The organism is Enterococcus viikkiensis (assembly GCF_005405345.1).
Taxonomy (GTDB): Bacteria; Bacillota; Bacilli; order Lactobacillales; family Enterococcaceae; genus Enterococcus_A; species Enterococcus_A viikkiensis.
On the sequence record NZ_BJDW01000009.1, the window covers coordinates 1 to 15,280 of the forward strand.

Annotated in this window: 16 protein-coding genes; all 16 read left to right on the forward strand. The window is 40.6% G+C overall.

Features of this window, described 5'->3' with window-relative positions; genetic code table 11:
* The first annotated feature begins 320 nt into the window (after positions 1-320).
* The 16 genes from FFM67_RS05955 (at position 321) to FFM67_RS06030 (ending at position 15,206) form a co-directional block, all read left to right on the forward strand.
* The gene (locus FFM67_RS05955; protein WP_137613665.1) at positions 321-2,186 is read left to right on the forward strand and encodes a BglG family transcription antiterminator; all 1,866 of its coding nucleotides are present in this window, start codon (positions 321-323) and stop codon (positions 2,184-2,186) included.
* On the forward strand, positions 2,176-3,216 hold the full coding sequence (gene ypdE, locus FFM67_RS05960) for an aminopeptidase (protein WP_137613666.1): 1,041 nt from the start codon (positions 2,176-2,178) through the stop codon (positions 3,214-3,216). The genes FFM67_RS05955 and ypdE overlap by 11 nt, the downstream gene beginning before the upstream one ends.
* A 15-nt stretch (positions 3,217-3,231) precedes the next feature.
* Positions 3,232-3,537, forward strand: a complete 306-nt coding sequence (locus tag FFM67_RS05965) for a PTS sugar transporter subunit IIA (protein ID WP_137613667.1) — start codon at positions 3,232-3,234, stop codon at positions 3,535-3,537.
* A 33-nt stretch (positions 3,538-3,570) separates the two neighbouring features.
* The gene (locus tag FFM67_RS05970; RefSeq protein ID WP_137613668.1) at positions 3,571-3,912 is read left to right on the forward strand and encodes a PTS sugar transporter subunit IIB; all 342 of its coding nucleotides are present in this window, start codon (positions 3,571-3,573) and stop codon (positions 3,910-3,912) included.
* Between the two features lie 21 nt (positions 3,913-3,933).
* Positions 3,934-5,259, forward strand: a complete 1,326-nt coding sequence (locus tag FFM67_RS05975; RefSeq protein WP_137613669.1) for a PTS sugar transporter subunit IIC — start codon at positions 3,934-3,936, stop codon at positions 5,257-5,259.
* Positions 5,260-5,272: 13 nt separating this feature from the next.
* Complete coding sequence (locus tag FFM67_RS05980; protein WP_137613670.1) at positions 5,273-6,340, forward strand: M24 family metallopeptidase; 1,068 nt, start codon at positions 5,273-5,275, stop codon at positions 6,338-6,340.
* On the forward strand, positions 6,333-7,544 hold the full coding sequence (locus tag FFM67_RS05985) for a MalY/PatB family protein (protein ID WP_137613671.1): 1,212 nt from the start codon (positions 6,333-6,335) through the stop codon (positions 7,542-7,544). Before FFM67_RS05980 ends, FFM67_RS05985 begins: the two co-directional genes overlap by 8 nt.
* A gap of 216 nt (positions 7,545-7,760) precedes the next feature.
* Positions 7,761-8,855 (forward strand): YncE family protein, encoded by a 1,095-nt coding sequence (locus tag FFM67_RS05990; protein ID WP_137613672.1) that lies wholly within the window; start codon positions 7,761-7,763, stop codon positions 8,853-8,855.
* An 89-nt stretch (positions 8,856-8,944) separates the two neighbouring features.
* The gene (locus tag FFM67_RS05995) at positions 8,945-9,928 is read left to right on the forward strand and encodes a LacI family DNA-binding transcriptional regulator (RefSeq protein ID WP_137613673.1); all 984 of its coding nucleotides are present in this window, start codon (positions 8,945-8,947) and stop codon (positions 9,926-9,928) included.
* A gap of 182 nt (positions 9,929-10,110) precedes the next feature.
* Positions 10,111-10,851, forward strand: a complete 741-nt coding sequence (locus tag FFM67_RS06000; RefSeq protein WP_137613674.1) for a sugar phosphate isomerase/epimerase family protein — start codon at positions 10,111-10,113, stop codon at positions 10,849-10,851.
* A gap of 33 nt (positions 10,852-10,884) precedes the next feature.
* Positions 10,885-11,130 carry a hypothetical protein gene (locus FFM67_RS06005; RefSeq protein WP_137613675.1) on the forward strand — a complete coding sequence of 82 codons (246 nt, stop codon included), beginning with the start codon at positions 10,885-10,887 and terminating at the stop codon, positions 11,128-11,130.
* A gap of 13 nt (positions 11,131-11,143) precedes the next feature.
* Positions 11,144-12,415 (forward strand): gluconate:proton symporter, encoded by a 1,272-nt coding sequence (locus FFM67_RS06010; RefSeq protein WP_137613676.1) that lies wholly within the window; start codon positions 11,144-11,146, stop codon positions 12,413-12,415.
* A 19-nt stretch (positions 12,416-12,434) separates the two neighbouring features.
* Positions 12,435-13,394: a sugar kinase gene (locus FFM67_RS06015; RefSeq protein WP_137613677.1), complete on the forward strand. Its 960-nt coding sequence runs from the start codon at positions 12,435-12,437 to the stop codon at positions 13,392-13,394.
* Positions 13,394-14,029 (forward strand): orotidine 5'-phosphate decarboxylase / HUMPS family protein, encoded by a 636-nt coding sequence (locus FFM67_RS06020; RefSeq protein ID WP_137613678.1) that lies wholly within the window; start codon positions 13,394-13,396, stop codon positions 14,027-14,029. The genes FFM67_RS06015 and FFM67_RS06020 overlap by 1 nt, the downstream gene beginning before the upstream one ends.
* Positions 14,016-14,558 carry a 6-phospho-3-hexuloisomerase gene (gene hxlB / locus FFM67_RS06025; protein ID WP_137613679.1) on the forward strand — a complete coding sequence of 181 codons (543 nt, stop codon included), beginning with the start codon at positions 14,016-14,018 and terminating at the stop codon, positions 14,556-14,558. The genes FFM67_RS06020 and hxlB overlap by 14 nt, the downstream gene beginning before the upstream one ends.
* Before the next feature lie 9 nt (positions 14,559-14,567).
* Positions 14,568-15,206 carry a bifunctional 2-keto-4-hydroxyglutarate aldolase/2-keto-3-deoxy-6-phosphogluconate aldolase gene (locus FFM67_RS06030; protein WP_137613680.1) on the forward strand — a complete coding sequence of 213 codons (639 nt, stop codon included), beginning with the start codon at positions 14,568-14,570 and terminating at the stop codon, positions 15,204-15,206.
* Positions 15,207-15,280: the final 74 nt, after the last annotated feature.

Sequence of the window (15,280 nt, forward strand, 5' to 3'; positions counted from 1 at the left end):
AGGATACATTAGAGTCAATGATTTAACTGTAATTAACGGAATGGATTTTCCATTTACACATAATTCTTGACGCTACCTCCAATTCGGCAAAGAATAAAATTTGTGTCTTTAACCGATAAACTATTTTTTTAGTTAATATATCAAATTTATCATTTTACTTGAGAGATTTTTGCTTACTTGTTACACTTTTTAAAATGCGCAGATCGGTAAAAAGATACGTTTTGCACAGTCGAATGGAAAAAGTTCAACTTTTCTATCGGAAAAGTCTTTCCTATACTAAACGTGTAAATGATTGCGCTTGCAAAAAAGGAGAGGTGAGGATGAGAGAGGTACAGGTATTAACCGCATTAAAAGAATATGGCTATTTAAAAGTAGATCAGTTAGCTAAAATAGTCGGTGTTTCCTCCCGAACAATCCGCAATGATCTGCAAGAGTTATCTGCTTTACAACAGGGCTTTACGATTGAAAAATCGGTCAAGTTGGGGTGTCGATTAATTATTTCGGATGAGCGACTTTTCTCAGAATACTTAGCTAGCTTTTCTGAGTCGACCATTGAAATGCAAAAGGATCGCATCGAATCTTTGTTGAGTTTGCTTTTAATTGATGAAAACTATCAGACAGTCAACCAACTAAGCGGGGAGCTGCTAGTCAGTGGAAGTCAGATAAAAAAAGATCTTTCAAAGCTTGAACTCTACCTAAAGGGGAGCGCGTTAGTATTGGAACGCAAAGCCCACTATGGAATTCGGATCATCAGTGAAGTAAAAAATCGGCTCTTATTGTTATTGGATTGTTACCAAAGAGGAAACAATAAATTATTAGAAAAACTGGAAGCGGTCTTCGATTTTGAGAAACAAAAACAAGTGAAGGACAATCTCTATCAGTTGATTAATGATCATGAGTGGGAAATCGATTATGGAGAGCTTCGACGTTTAGAAGAAGAAATATTCTTATTGCTCTTAATCAGAGGAAAGAAGCCCCAAGTAAAACCGCTAAGCTCATTTTTATCCAAAGTGCTTCAAGGGACAGATTTGGCTGTTCCTGTTCAAAAAGAGATCTATGAGTTTTTTGAAGCCAGCCTATTAGCGAAGACTAGAAAACTGGAAATTTTAAGCAACAAACAGTTACTTAAGGAAGAAATCAGCGAGTTTTTCGTAGAAATGGATCAGCAGCAAAGAACTCATTTTTCAACCGATCAAGAATTTATTGATTTGGTTTATCTCCATGTTGCTGCTTTGATCGAGCGTTCTCGTAAAGAGGTAAACTTTCAAAATCCTTATTTGGAAGATATCAGCAAGGATTATCCAGTGATTTTTAATTTTGCGGTACTGTTTTCAAAATGGTTAGAGGAAAAATTTCAATTAACTATCGCTCCAGATGAGATTGGGTATTTGGCAACACATATGACGGTTCCGTATCATAAATGGCAACAAAGTCTGATTGAAAATATTTATCGCATCGCCGTGGTTTGTTCTTCAGGCGGAGGGATGGCTTATCTGGTTGAAATGAAATTACGCAGGATTTTTCCACGAGCAAAGATTCAGACTTTCTCCATGTTTGAAATCGAAAAAATTCAAACCTACTATCCAGACTTGATTTTTTCAATTATTGAATTAACGATTGAAGTAGATTGTCCAGTGATCTTGATGAGCGAGATTCAAAGCGAGCTTGATTATTTAGAAGTCAGTGAAAATCTTAGTCTATTGAAAAGCGATGAAACGTTTTCGATTGAGCGGGCTTTTTTCGAATTGTTTTCCGAATCACTTTTTAGGATTGAAACGGGGCGGACTTATTCGGAGAGCTTGATTGATTTGGCTGAGCAAGTAGAAGAACAAGTGGGCTTTCCAGGATACACAGATTCTTTAATGGAAAGAGAAAATTATTTGTCAACGATCTATCAAAATGGGATCGCAATTCCTCATCCCTTGATGATGTCAGGCAGTGAAAATCGTGTGGCGGTCTGCCTATTACCTCAAGGGGCAATAGGATCAAAACGAGAGGTGAAAATTATTTTTATGGTTTCGTTAAAGTCCGAGCAACTGGATGTTCACCAAATTATTTCTAAAGAATTGAGCAAGTTGATGAATCATCCTATAGCGCTTAACGCACTAGCTGAAAGCAAGGATTACAATGAATTTTACTATACATTAAAACGGGTATTAGGAAGAAGGAAGCAGAGTGAACATTGAGTTTTTGAAAAATTTATCGAATGCAGACGGGATTGCTAGCAATGAAAAGGAAGTTCGACAAGCCATTCTTACTGAACTAGCAGATCTTCCTTACGAAAGGCAGACGGATGGTTTAGGTAGTTTGATTTTTAGTAAAAAGGGAAAAAGTCCCAAGAGCATCATGGTCTGTGGGCACATGGATGAAGTGGGTTTCATGGTTCGCAGTATCAGTTCTCTCGGCTTAATTCATTTAATGGTAGTTGGTGGTGTGAAACCAATTGCACAACATTTGCAAAAAATTAGGATTACAACATTTGATGGTAAAAAAATCAGTGGTGTCATCAATGGTGAATTTCACGATGGAAAAACGGAGAATCTTTATTGCGACGTCGGTGCGACAACCGCTGAAGAAGTTGCTGGATTAGGGATCGAAGTTGGCAACATGGCCTGTTATGCAACAGAGTTTGAAGCATTTGCTGTTAAAGATATTTATGCTGGAAAAGCGTTTGATGATCGCTTGGCTTGTTTTGTAATGGGGGAACTGATGAAGCGCTTTGCGAAAGTGGAATTGCCACTGACTGTTCATTTTGCGAATACAAGCAGTGAGGAAGTTGGAATACGGGGTGCGAAAACAGCGGTTCAAGCAATCAACCCGGATATAGTTTTTGTCATTGACGTGGCGACTTTCAGTACCGAATTTGTTCGTGACCATACCAACCAACGGCAAATCGGCAAAGGCCCTATTTTAACTCATTTTGATCGAACTTTAGCACCAAATTTGGAAATGGTCCGTTATGTCAAAGAAACAGCGAAGCGTCAAACCATTCCGCTGCAATTAGATATGTTCAATTCAGGAGGAACTGATGGGGGCGAAGCACATAAAGTGAACGAAGGAAAACCAACCGTTGTAACTATTTTGCCAGTTCGTTACGGTCATTGCGCTTACTCGATTGTCAATGTGCAAGATGTCCAACAAATGGTGGACCTATATGAAGAATTAATCAAAGGTTTCACGGAAGAAACGTATCACCGTATGGTGGATTTTATTTAAAGGAGACAGGAAGACATGACAAAAGAAGAACAAGAAATTGTCCAGCTAATTTCAATCGCTGGTGAAAGTAAGGCGAAGGCTTTCGAAGCTTTAAAATGTGTTAAAACCAAGGATTTTGATTTGGCCAAGGGGTTGATCGAAGAATCCCGCAATCTTGATTTGGAAGCGCATAATATTCAGACGGAATTGATTACCCGTGAATTAAATGAAGAGGTGGAGTCCTCAAATGTTGGATTACTAATGGTTCATGCTCAAGATCACTATATGACTAGCCAATTGGCGCGCGATTTGATCGAAACACTGATTTCAGTGTTGCAATAATAAAAAATATAAACAACAAAGGGGAAAAAGAATATGAAAATTTTACTGTGCTGTGCTGGAGGCTTCTCTACAAATATGTTGATGCAAAATATGCGGAAGGTGGTTCAACAAAGTACCAAGCTGAATGATGCGGACTTTGATTTTACAGCGATTCCGGCGGATTCAATTGAAAGCCAAATTGATGGCTGGGACATCGTTTTAGTCGGCCCACAAATTACTCATAAAATTGATTTTATCAAATCAATTTTAGATCCAAGAGAGATTCCTTATGCAGTAATTGACAAAGATGTTTATGGACAAATGGATGGTGCCACAGTGATGAAACTCGCTTTGGTTACTTATAAGAAACATCAGCTGGCAAAACAAACTGTGTAATCAGAGAGAAGGAGGAATATTATGTTCGCAAAATTTGAGGCTTTTATGAACCGTTTCTTCGTCCCGCTGGCTCACAAAGTGGATAACCAACGACATTTGAGTGCCATCAAGGCTGGGATGGTCGCCATGACACCATTCACTATTTTAGGAAGTTTCTTTGCTATTTTGCCTGCATTGCCGAATATGCTGGGAGAGTCCAATGCATTTAGTCAATTTATTTTAAGTAATTCCGAACTTTTTAATTTACCTGTTACTTTGTCGACAGGTTTGATTGGATTGTATGCTTGCGCCGCGATTTCATTTAATTTAGGAAATCATTACAAATTGTATATCCCAGGTGCGGTAACGTTATCTCTTTTTGGATTTTTATTTATGACAGCGACATTTGATAAAAATGGGTTGTTGGACATTACCAATCTAGGGGCTAAAGGTCTATTTACAGCTATGTTTGTGGCCTTGATTACGGTAGAATTATACAATTTCTGTAAACAGCACAATATGACAATTCGGATGCCAGAAGGGGTTCCAGATTTTGTCTCTAAATCTTTTGAATTGATTCCAGTGACGTTATTAGTGGGGGGTACCTTTATCGTTGGGCGATTTGTTTTGATGCAAACCGCTGGAGAATTACCGCCAACGATTTTAACCCGTTTCTTGTCACCGCTAGTTGGTTCAATGGACAATCCTTGGTCAGTCTTGGCGCTGAATTTCTGTATTTGTCTGATCTTCTTCTTTGGGATTCATTCCTCTGTTTTCAGTCCAATCACACGACCGATCATGGTAGCCTTTATCGCAGAAAATATTTCCGCTTTCCAAGCGGGGCAACCAATTCCACATTTTTATACGGCGGGAGCATCAAGTGCTTTCTTTGGATTTACTGGTTGCGGAATCTCGATTGGCTGTGTGGTTGCCTGTCTAATCTCGAAATCAAAACGGTACCGTCAAATCGGAAAAGTTTCGTTGTTTCCAGCCTTGTTTGGAATTAATGAGCCGATTTTATTTGGAGCGCCGATCATTTTAAATCCATTGATGTTCATTCCTCACGTATTTGGTGGAGCGATTATTGGAACGTTACCCATGTTCTTCATGCATTGGGGCTGGTTAAATAAACCAATCTTTGATCCACCCTATGTAGGTGTCTTCCTAGAAGGCTTCCTAACAAATGGTGATTGGCGGACAATCTTAGTTAATGGGTTGCAATTGGTTCTGGCAGTCGCAATCTATGTGCCATTTTTCAAAATTATGGAACGCAATGAATTGAAAGATGAAGTGGAGAAAAAAGAACAGAAGAATATCTTCAATCAAGGCGACACAGATATCTTGGATGGTTTAGATCTAGACTTCTAGAGGAGTGTTACAGATGAGAATTGAACTAATTCAGCAGCTTTTGACGGAGTCGGGTAAAGACGCAATCATTATCAAAAATCGTGAAAACAAAAAATATTTTGGTTCGTTAGGGGGGAGTGGCATCTATTTAGTTGTCACACCTTCCTCGCGGGTACAATTTTTTGATGGTCGCTATCGACAAGAGATAAAGGATTTAACCGAGGGTTTTGATAATGTTGAGGTACCACAAGGCAGTTATTTACCTAAAATTTTCGAGTGGTTGCATCAACAGAAGCTTACTCAACTTGTGATTGAACCAAATGGGTTGTCGATTCAGGAATATCGCGATTTTTCTAAGGAGTTTGAGGTTGAGATTTGGTCAAGCCAGCTTCAAGAAATTCGGGCAATAAAATCCGAACACGAGATTTGCTTGATTAAACAAGCGTGTGTCTTAACGGATGAGATTTTTGCGGAATTATTGCCGGAAATCAAAATCGGAATGCAAGAGAATGAATTGGGGGCACTCATTCATTATCTTTCGTTGAAAAAAGGCGCTACAGCGATGGCCTTCGATCCAATCGTAGCTAGCGGTCCTCGCAGCGCGTTGCCTCATGGACGACCAACCCAGCGGACGTTTGAATCTGGGGATTTTATCACGATTGATTTTGGGATAGTTTTGGCTGATTACCAATCGGACATGACCCGAACCGTTTGCCTAGGGGAAGCAAAGTCAGAATTAATGACGATTTATCAAGTGGTAAGAAAAGCGCAGCAAGCGGCGTCAGATTTCATTCGTGAAGGAGTAACGGGTCAAGCGGTTGACGCGGTTGCACGAAGGATTATTACTGAAGCAGGTTATGGTGATTATTTTAGTCATGGCTTAGGTCATGGAATTGGGATGGGTGGCGATGGACCTATTCTAAATCCTAAGAGTCAAATGGTCTTGAAAGAAAATATGGTTATGAGTGTCGAACCAGGGATTTATTTGCCAGGAATCGGCGGTGTTCGAATCGAGGATGATGTTGTCATCCAAAACGGCGTCGGTGTCGCTCTAAACCACACCACCAAAGAATTATTGAACGTGGGTGAATCTTATGTATGAGTTGGATAAAGTCATTGATCGAAAACAAGGAAATGCTCGCAAGTGGAGCAATCAGGTTTTGAAAGAAAAATTTGGGTTGAATGCAGATGCAATTCCGATGGATTTAGCAGACATTGATTTTGAAGTTGCACCAGCGATCCAAACCGCCTTAATGAAGCGGGCTAGTATTGGTGATTATAGTTATTCTTATGTATCCGATGATTTTTACGATGCGGTAATTGATTGGAATCAACGGCGGTATGATATGTATGTTGAGAAAGAGTGGATTAAGCTGACCTTTGGGACGGTCTCAACGTTGCATTATATCGTCCAAGCCTATACTGAACCGGGAGAGGGTGTTTTAATCAATACACCTGCTTATGATCCATTTGCCGAAGCGGTCGAGCATAATGAACGAAAATTATTTTGCAGTTCATTGATTAATCAGGAGAATCGTTACTACCTTGATTTTGAGGATATGGAACGTCGCATGCAGGAAAATGAGATTAAACTGCTTATTTTCTGCAGTCCACAAAATCCTTCTGGACGTATCTGGACCAAGGATGAATTGTTTCGTTTAGCGGAATTGTGTATACGCTATGATGTTCTTTTGGTGTGTGACGAAATCCACCGTGACATCGTTTATAAAGGTCAGACATTTACTTCAATCTGGAATGCGCATCCCGAGATTGCTCAACATAGTATTTTGTGTCTTTCACCCAATAAAGGATTTAATCTAGGGGGATTGAAAACTTCCTATGTGGTGATTCCGAATTCAGAAATTAGAGAAACGCTTTTGGATCAACTTCAAAAAAATTCCATTACTTCTCCTCATGTTTTCGCTGTCCCTGCAATCGTAGCGGCATACAATGAGAGTGAAGCGTGGCTGGATGAAATGATTGACTACGTGGAAGAAAATATGCAAATCATTTACGAGTTCTTTGCAGAAATTCCAGAGGCTAAAGTGATGCCGGCGGAATCTTCCTTTTTAGCTTGGATTGATGTACATGACTGGTTTAAAGATGAAGTGGAAATGCAAGAATTTTTCCGGCGGGCGAATTTAACAATGGTTGTTGGCAGCTATTTTGTTCAAGATGGTGAAGGCTTCGTCCGTTTCAGTATCGGTATGCCGCGAAGCTTATTGCTGGAGGCGCTGAGACGGATCAAGAAAGAGTATCTCAGAAGTATGGAGTGTACTCACCTAAAAATAACTTCTACTAACTAGCTATGACTCTTAGTTGCGGTTTAGAAGACAGAACTGTGTGATATAGGGCTTTTCTGTGCATGCTTGAATACTGAAGTAAACGGTTCAAATTGACTTTAACGAGTTCTCTATCACAGAGGGCCGTTTTTTATTTTACCGCATCGCTTTAATTGTTGTTCTGATCGATATCTGCTATGTTTTAGTAGAGAGCTGTTGGTACTTGTGGAGGTGTTCAAGTTGTATCGAAAATGGGTGGTTGGTGGTCTAGTTGTTTTAGGTCTTTTATGTTCTTCTCCTATGTCTGTGGCGGCATCGGATTATGGATTGACGGATGCGCAGCAGAAAAAAATCGTGGCGTCTTATGACCGATTTTATCATGCAGCGTTTGCTGATAAAGCGGATGTTGAGGATTTTGGGATGTATAAGATACCGGGATTGAACGAAACAGAGACACTTAGTCTGGCAACTGGAAAAATAGTGAAGAGCCAAACGATGACGCCGCAAGGTATTGCCTTAACGGATAAGTATGTGTTGATCTCAGCCTATAGTCATGATCACCAGAATCATTCGGTCATTTATATGTTGGATCGGCAGACGCATCGTTATTTAAAAACAGTGGTTTTGCCTGAGCATCCGCATCTTGGTGGGATTGCTTATGATCCAAAGCATCAGCGTGTCTGGGTAACAACAGATGGACTTTATGCCGGCTTAGCCTCGATTGATTTAAAAGTGATGGAAGACTATCAGTTGGAAGATCAACGAGTAGTGGCTTATCATCAGCAAATTTCTTTGAACAATATCGCTCGTGCTTCTGCTTTAACGTATACTTCTGGTGTATTAGTAGTAGGCTATTTCACTTTGAACGAATATGGGCGCATGAGTACGTACCGTTTAAATGTTCAAGGGGAGCTGACGACTACCTCACAGGAGAAGGTCTCCAACTTTGATGCAGGTCAACAAAATAAGGAAACGCAGCTGCCAGTAGCGCCTCCGCAATTTGCTCGCTCCATTGGTGCTTGGAAAACGTTGGCGATGGTTCAAGGGATTGCCTTTTATAAAGATTATTTATTGATGTCCCAATCTTGGGGCCCAGAACGTTCAGGAAAGGTTTATTTTTTTAACTTAGATAAAGTTGATCGCTATTTCTCGATCAAAGATGCGGAATTCAAGGTTGATACACCGCCTTATATCGAACAAATAACCGTCAGCGAGGATCAGCTCTTTACCCTTTTTGAAGGGGCCGCATTGCCTTATCGAAGAAGAAATCCTGTTCTAGTGGATCATACGATCCAATTAAGGATGGATGATTTATTGGAAAAGACGGAGGAATAAGTTGTGAAAAAAAGCAGCCATTTACTCGGCTGCTTTTCAATTGTCGGAAAGTTCGATACAATAATAAAAAAACAGTTGGAGAAGACAAAATGAAAAAAATTACCATCAAAGAAGTCGCTGAAGAAGCGGGTGTTTCTAAAACAACTATTTCGCGTTTTCTGAATAACAATTACGGAAATATGTCGAAGGAAACGAAGGCTCGGATTGCTGATGTGATTGAGCGCTTGGACTATCGGCCAAGTAAGCAGGCACAAGCATTAAAATCTAAGCACAGCTATCTGATCGGTGTGGTGGTAGCCGATATTTCAAATATGTACTCTTCGTTACTTTTAAAAGGGATCGGATCGGTACTGGAAAAAAGCGGCTACCAAATGATTATTATGGATGCGGCGAATTCAGTTAGCCTAGAAAAAGAATTGTTGCAAAAATTGATTGATCAACGTGTGGAAGGGATCATTTTACAGCCGTCATCGCGGCAATCGAGTAATTATGAGTTTATCGCCGAACACAATATTCCGTTGCTTTTAGTGGATCGGCAAACAGAACCTGAACGTTGGTCATCCGTAATCACTAATAATATCTCTGCCACCAAAGAAGTGCTCGAAAAGGCCTTGGAAAAAGGGTATGAACAGGTTTTTGTCGTTAGTGAGCCGGTCAAGGATGTCAGCACTCGGGAAGATCGCTATCGAACGGTGCAGGAGACGGTCCTTCATTCGCAAAAGGAGTGTCACTTAATCGAAGTCAACGATGAAGACGAATTGACTGAAAAAATCGAAGAGGTCTTGAAACTGCCAAACAAAAAATTATTGTTTGCATCTAACGGCCGAGTGTTAATGGAGTGTTTAACAATTCTGATTCATAAAAATATTTCTATTCCAGAAGAAATTGGAATCACCGGTTTTGATGATTGGAATTTGACGGAGTTAGTGGGCCCGGGTATTACCAGTGTGGAGCAGCCATCGAGAAAAATTGGAAAAAGAGCGGCAACGCATTTGCTGGAATTGATAACAGGTAAACAACAGGTGAGTGAAATTATTGTGCCATCTGCCATTCGTTGGCGTAAATCGGTATAATACTCGTTATTTTTAAAATAAATTTTATAGAGTAGTCTCGTTTGGAAACCGATTTCTAAACGAGGCTACTCTTTTTTGTAATCGAAGGAACGTTTTTTAATTATGAAACCGTTGACATTTTTTGTTAACCGGTTTACTCTATGTGTATAGAAACCGGTTAACTAATTGGGAGGATGGGCTTTATGAAAGATAATCGTTTAGTGCTTAATTTTTTAGTTTTTGCTGAAAAAATAGAAAATGGTGCGTTACAAAGTGAGCTGTTACCCGAAATCGCCGCATTAGGTTTTCAAGCTGTTGAAATACGTCGTGAATATTTTAAAGATTTAACTAAAGAGATACCCGTTATAAAATCAGAAGCAGAACGTTTGAAGCTTGAATTGTTTTATAGTGTTCCAGATGAAGTTTACGTAGCTGGAAAGATTAATCCAAAATTAGAAGACTATTTATCAGAAGCGCAACAAATGGGGGTAAAACATATTAAATGGAACATCGGTGCATTTGAAGGGAATTTGCATGAGGACGAATTGAAAGCGCTTATCGAAAGTGGTGTAGCCATTACAGTTGAAAATGATCAAACTCAAACGTCAGGAACGATCACTGCTATTGAAACATATATGAAAGCGGTTGAAGCAGCAGGCTTAGCTATCGGCTATGTCTATGACTTAGGAAACTGGCGTTTCGTTGGTGAAGACGAAATGAAAGCTGCCGAGAAATTGACAGATTATGTTCAATATATTCATATGAAGGACGTCGGTTATGAAAATGGTCAACCCAAAGCAGCAGGTTTGGATCATGGGGAAATTAATTGGCGGAAGGTGTTGACGATCCTACCAAAGAATCGTCCAATCGCGATTGAATACCCAACTGTTTCCGATGCAGAAATTTTAGCAGCAAAAAAACTTTTAGAAGAAGTAATTGATTAATCATTTGCGGACAATAGACTAGGAGGAATCGTGATGACAGAGCAACATACGAGAATTGACGCTGAAAAATTTGCGTATCATTTTATGGAAACGATTTATCGTCCTGAGATTGATACAGAAAATATGGAGGGCGCGGCAAAAGAAGCATTGGCTGCTTACTTGACAGCTTATTATATGATTCAAAAATTCAATCATTTAGAAAGTGATTTTTTTGTAGAGGATCATAAAAAGCCAATGTCAAACTATCAACGGATTCTAAGTGAATTAAATAAATATTAGGAGGCGCTATATTATGGGGGGCGCAATAACAGGTATTTTATTAGCAGTAACCTTTATTATCTTCGTTATCTACGCCATGAAGGGTGGAAATTTAACAGTTGGATTCTTCGTAATGGCTGTCTTATGGACCGCAATTGGTTTGGTCCCTTTTAACACAGCGGTGAAAGAAATTTTTACTGAACCAGTTTTAAATTATGGAAAAACAGCCGCCTATATTATTTTCGGATCTTGGTTTGGTCGAGTATTAGTCGATACTGGGATCGCTGGGAGTATCAGCCGCCGAACAGAAAAGGTTGGTAAGAAAAGCCCAGTTCTGGCAACGATCTTAATTGCTTTTGTAATCGCTTTAATTTTTGCTAGCTCATATGGTGTGGGTTCTGCGATTGCAGTTGGAGTGATTCTTTTTCCAATCATGTTTTCGATTGGTGTGCCTAGAAACATCGCGGTATCTGTCTTTACGATTGCCATCGGGGCTGCGATGTATGTAAATAATGTACTCTTTGTTCAATTCCAAGTCTTTTTTCCAAAAGTAGCTTGGGGTCCGCATTATCAACGCTTCGGCTTTGTGGCAATGGGCATTCAAATGGTGATTTTAATCCTCTTCATTTTATTCAATGCGAAGAAAATTCGTAACGGTACGCCTGAAATTATTGAAAGTGATTCGGAAACGGAAATTGTGGAAGTTCCGATGTGGACATATCTGTTGCCAGTGATGCCGGTGGCGTTGAGTATTTTTGCTAAGTGGGATGCCGTTCCAGCATTATTGCTTTCAACGATCGTTGCATTTGCGGCAACGGGTAACATGAAAAAATACTCAAAATTTGTCACCATGATGAATGAAACAGCGAAGCATGCGATTAGTGATATTGCTGGCTTGTTAATTATGTTATTCGTATTAACCATGTTCCAATCAGCCGCTGTTCATGCGATGTCAGGCTTTACCAGTGTCTTCCAACAAGTAATTCCAGATAACAAATTAGCACTGATTATTATTGTCGCGATCATTGCACCCCTATCTTATTTCCGCGGGCCATTGATGCTCTATGGTGCCGGTGCTGCCACAGCTGCGATTTTAGTGGGAACTGGGATGTTTGATCAATATTTCTTATATGGATTACTCGTAGTGCCATCCATGATGGGGGTTTCCGCGTGTATTACACAATCATGGAATTTATGGTCTGTTCAATATGCAGGCTTGGATACGAAAACATTTTTACTTACCGGCCTACCATGGGCTTGGGGTGCAACAGTCTTAAACTTAATTGCAGCCTATATTTTATTATAAAAGAAAAGAGGAAATTAAGATGAGTGAATTTTTAACGATTGGTGAACCGATTGCGCTATTTGGATCAGAGGAAGTCGATAAATCATTGAAGGACGCACGTCATTTTCAAAAATTTTTAGCAGGAGCAGAGGTCAATGTTGCTGTCGGCGTCGCTCGGTTAGGTCATAGTAGTGACTATATTACGCAAGTCGGAAAAGATCCATTTGGCGAATTTATTATTGACCGCTTGCACGAAAATGAAATCGGCACCGATTATATCTCAGAAACTTCAGACTTTTGGACAGCTTTCCAACTAAAGGATAGAGTCAGCGACGGAGATCCAAGCATCTTTTATTTCCGTAAAGGTTCGGCTGCTGCGCATTTTGAAAAGGATGTTTTAGATAAAATTGATTTTTCTGATGTAAAAATGGCGCATCTATCCGGTATTTTTCCGGCAATTTCGAAAGAAGCACAAACGGCTTTCCGTTATTTGATCCAATTACTGGAGGAACATAAGATTCGTACAACGTTTGATCCGAATTTACGCCCACAATTATGGGACAGCGAAGCTGAGATGGTAGCAACAATCAACGACCTTGCCTCTCATGCAGAGATTGTATTGCCAGGCATCAATGAAGGTGAAATTTTGATGGGCAGCCGCGAACCAGAAGCAATTGCTGATTTCTATTTGAATAACGGTGAAGCAACACAAACAGTCATTGTTAAACTTGGAACAGAAGGGGCTTATGTGAAGCAAAAGGATGGCACAAGCTTTACCGTTCCTGGTTTTAAAGTCGCAAAAGTAGTGGATACCGTGGGTGCAGGAGATGGCTTTGCGGTGGGTTTGGTGACTGCCTTGATTGAAGGTGAAGACTTGAAAGACGCGGTAATTCGTGCGAATGCAATTGGGGCAATGGCCGTACAATCACCTGGCGATAACGATGGCTATCCAACACCAACCGAACTTGAAGCATTTTTAAAAAATCAGAAGGTGAAATAATGAAATTACAAACAGCGATCGACCGGGTATCATTAGAAGATGCTGCCCGATTGGCGAAAGAATTAGATGGGAAAACCGATATCTTAGAGATGGGGACCTCATTAGTGAAAGATTATGGAAATGAGGCCATTCGCAGACTGCGAGGAGAATTATCACAAACCCGTTTATTAGTCGATAGTAAAACGATTGATGAAGGCGCTTATGAATTTAATCAAGCCTTTCATCATGGCGGAGATATCGTCACGGTAATGGGGGCGGCCTCGCATGCCACCCTTCAAGCGTGCTATGAAGTAGCACAAAAAGAAAACAAGACCATGATGATCGACCTGTTAGAAGTTAGTGATGAAAAGATTGCCGCTATCAGTGATTTTCCTGAAGGAATCTACGCATTACATCATTCGATTGATCGTGAAGACAAGTTGGATGCAGTTGGCAGTGTGGCGGCCTTTCATCAAAAATTTCCAACGATCAAACGGTTGGCGGTCGCTGGCGGGATCGATTTGTCACAAGTTAAGAAATTAGCTGCACAGGATTTGCTTGAAGTGGTGATCGTTGGCTCAAAAATCGCTAAAGCAGCCGATCCCGTGGCAGCAGTAAAAGAGTTTATGGAGGCGATTCATAATGGAAACAATTAAAACGATCATGACAGAAATTAATCAAGTTATGGACTTGGTAGATGAAAAGCAATTGGATCAAGCATTGCCAGTATTTCAAAAAAATAAACGCATTTTCGTAATCGGTGCAGGGCGTAGCGGGTTCCAAGCAAAAGGCTTTGCGATGCGCTTGATGCACATTGGTTATACGGATTATGTGATGGGGGAAACGATCACGCCGTCGATTCAAAAAGGCGATACGTGGGTAGCAATCTCAGGTTCCGGTACAACCAAAGGAATCGTAAATGATACCAAAGCCGCTAAAAAATTGGGATTGGATATCGTCGCATTAACGAGTGATCCTGAATCTCCGTTGGCACAATTGGCCGATCAAGTAATCATCGTTCCCGGTGCAACGAAAACCGGTGCAGGCATCAAATCAGTTCAGTTGTTATCCACGCTTTTTGATCAAACCGTGCATATCACTCTTGACGCTTTAACGTTAAAACTAGCGAAACGTGATCAAACCTCTAACGAAGAGGCACTACATGAACACGTGAATGTAGAGTAGGCGATCAAAATGAAAAAAAATAAAATTCTTGCTCGGTTAGAAGCCGCTGGCGTGGTGGCGGTTATTCGAGAAAACAATACGGAAAGTGCATTGAAAGCTGCCCAAGCGGTAGTTGAAGGAGGCATTCACGGCCTTGAAGTGACTTTCTCGGTTCCAAATGCCGATCAAGTGATTGCCAAGTTAAAGGAAATCTATCAAGCTGAACAAGCGGTAGTGGTTGGAGCGGGGACCGTTTTAGATGCCGTGACCGCTCGGTTGGCGATTATGGCTGGGGCGGAATTTGTCGTTAGCCCTAGTTTTGATCAAGCAACGGCCGAACTATGCAACATATACCAAGTTCCCTATCTTCCCGGCTGTATGACTATCACGGAGATGCAGCGGGCAATGATGAGTGGGGCGGAAGTCGTCAAACTTTTCCCAGCGAATAATTTTGATCCACAATTTATTAAGTCCGTTCAAGCACCTTTGCCTCAGATCAATCTGATGCCTACGGGTGGGATCAATCTAGCTAATTTATCGGATTGGAAGAAAGCGGGCGCTGTAATGGTTGGTGTTGGGGGTAATTTATTTAAGGGAGTCGCCGATCAAGAGTATGAAAAAGTCACTGAGACAGCCAGAGAATACATGGTGAAGTGGCGAGAGGAATAGGAAGAATACTAGAAATAGAGACTGTGCCAAAGTCAGAGCTGGCACAGTCTCTATTTCGTTTTAAAAGCGCTGTG

What these genes read in the sequence shown, in the direction of transcription:
- FFM67_RS06010 (WP_137613676.1), top strand. Translation starts at nt 11,144, where the DNA reads ATGGGGGGCGCAATAACAGGTATTTTATTAGCAGTAACCTTTATTATC.
- FFM67_RS05995 (WP_137613673.1), top strand. Translation starts at nt 8,945, where the DNA reads ATGAAAAAAATTACCATCAAAGAAGTCGCTGAAGAAGCGGGTGTTTCT.
- FFM67_RS05965 (WP_137613667.1), top strand. Translation starts at nt 3,232, where the DNA reads ATGACAAAAGAAGAACAAGAAATTGTCCAGCTAATTTCAATCGCTGGT.
- FFM67_RS05985 (WP_137613671.1), top strand. Translation starts at nt 6,333, where the DNA reads ATGTATGAGTTGGATAAAGTCATTGATCGAAAACAAGGAAATGCTCGC.
- FFM67_RS06000 (WP_137613674.1), top strand. Translation starts at nt 10,111, where the DNA reads ATGAAAGATAATCGTTTAGTGCTTAATTTTTTAGTTTTTGCTGAAAAA.
- FFM67_RS05975 (WP_137613669.1), top strand. Translation starts at nt 3,934, where the DNA reads ATGTTCGCAAAATTTGAGGCTTTTATGAACCGTTTCTTCGTCCCGCTG.
- FFM67_RS05980 (WP_137613670.1), top strand. Translation starts at nt 5,273, where the DNA reads ATGAGAATTGAACTAATTCAGCAGCTTTTGACGGAGTCGGGTAAAGAC.
- FFM67_RS06015 (WP_137613677.1), top strand. Translation starts at nt 12,435, where the DNA reads ATGAGTGAATTTTTAACGATTGGTGAACCGATTGCGCTATTTGGATCA.
- hxlB (WP_137613679.1), top strand. Translation starts at nt 14,016, where the DNA reads ATGGAAACAATTAAAACGATCATGACAGAAATTAATCAAGTTATGGAC.
- FFM67_RS05970 (WP_137613668.1), top strand. Translation starts at nt 3,571, where the DNA reads ATGAAAATTTTACTGTGCTGTGCTGGAGGCTTCTCTACAAATATGTTG.
- FFM67_RS06030 (WP_137613680.1), top strand. Translation starts at nt 14,568, where the DNA reads ATGAAAAAAAATAAAATTCTTGCTCGGTTAGAAGCCGCTGGCGTGGTG.
- FFM67_RS06020 (WP_137613678.1), top strand. Translation starts at nt 13,394, where the DNA reads ATGAAATTACAAACAGCGATCGACCGGGTATCATTAGAAGATGCTGCC.
- FFM67_RS06005 (WP_137613675.1), top strand. Translation starts at nt 10,885, where the DNA reads ATGACAGAGCAACATACGAGAATTGACGCTGAAAAATTTGCGTATCAT.
- FFM67_RS05955 (WP_137613665.1), top strand. Translation starts at nt 321, where the DNA reads ATGAGAGAGGTACAGGTATTAACCGCATTAAAAGAATATGGCTATTTA.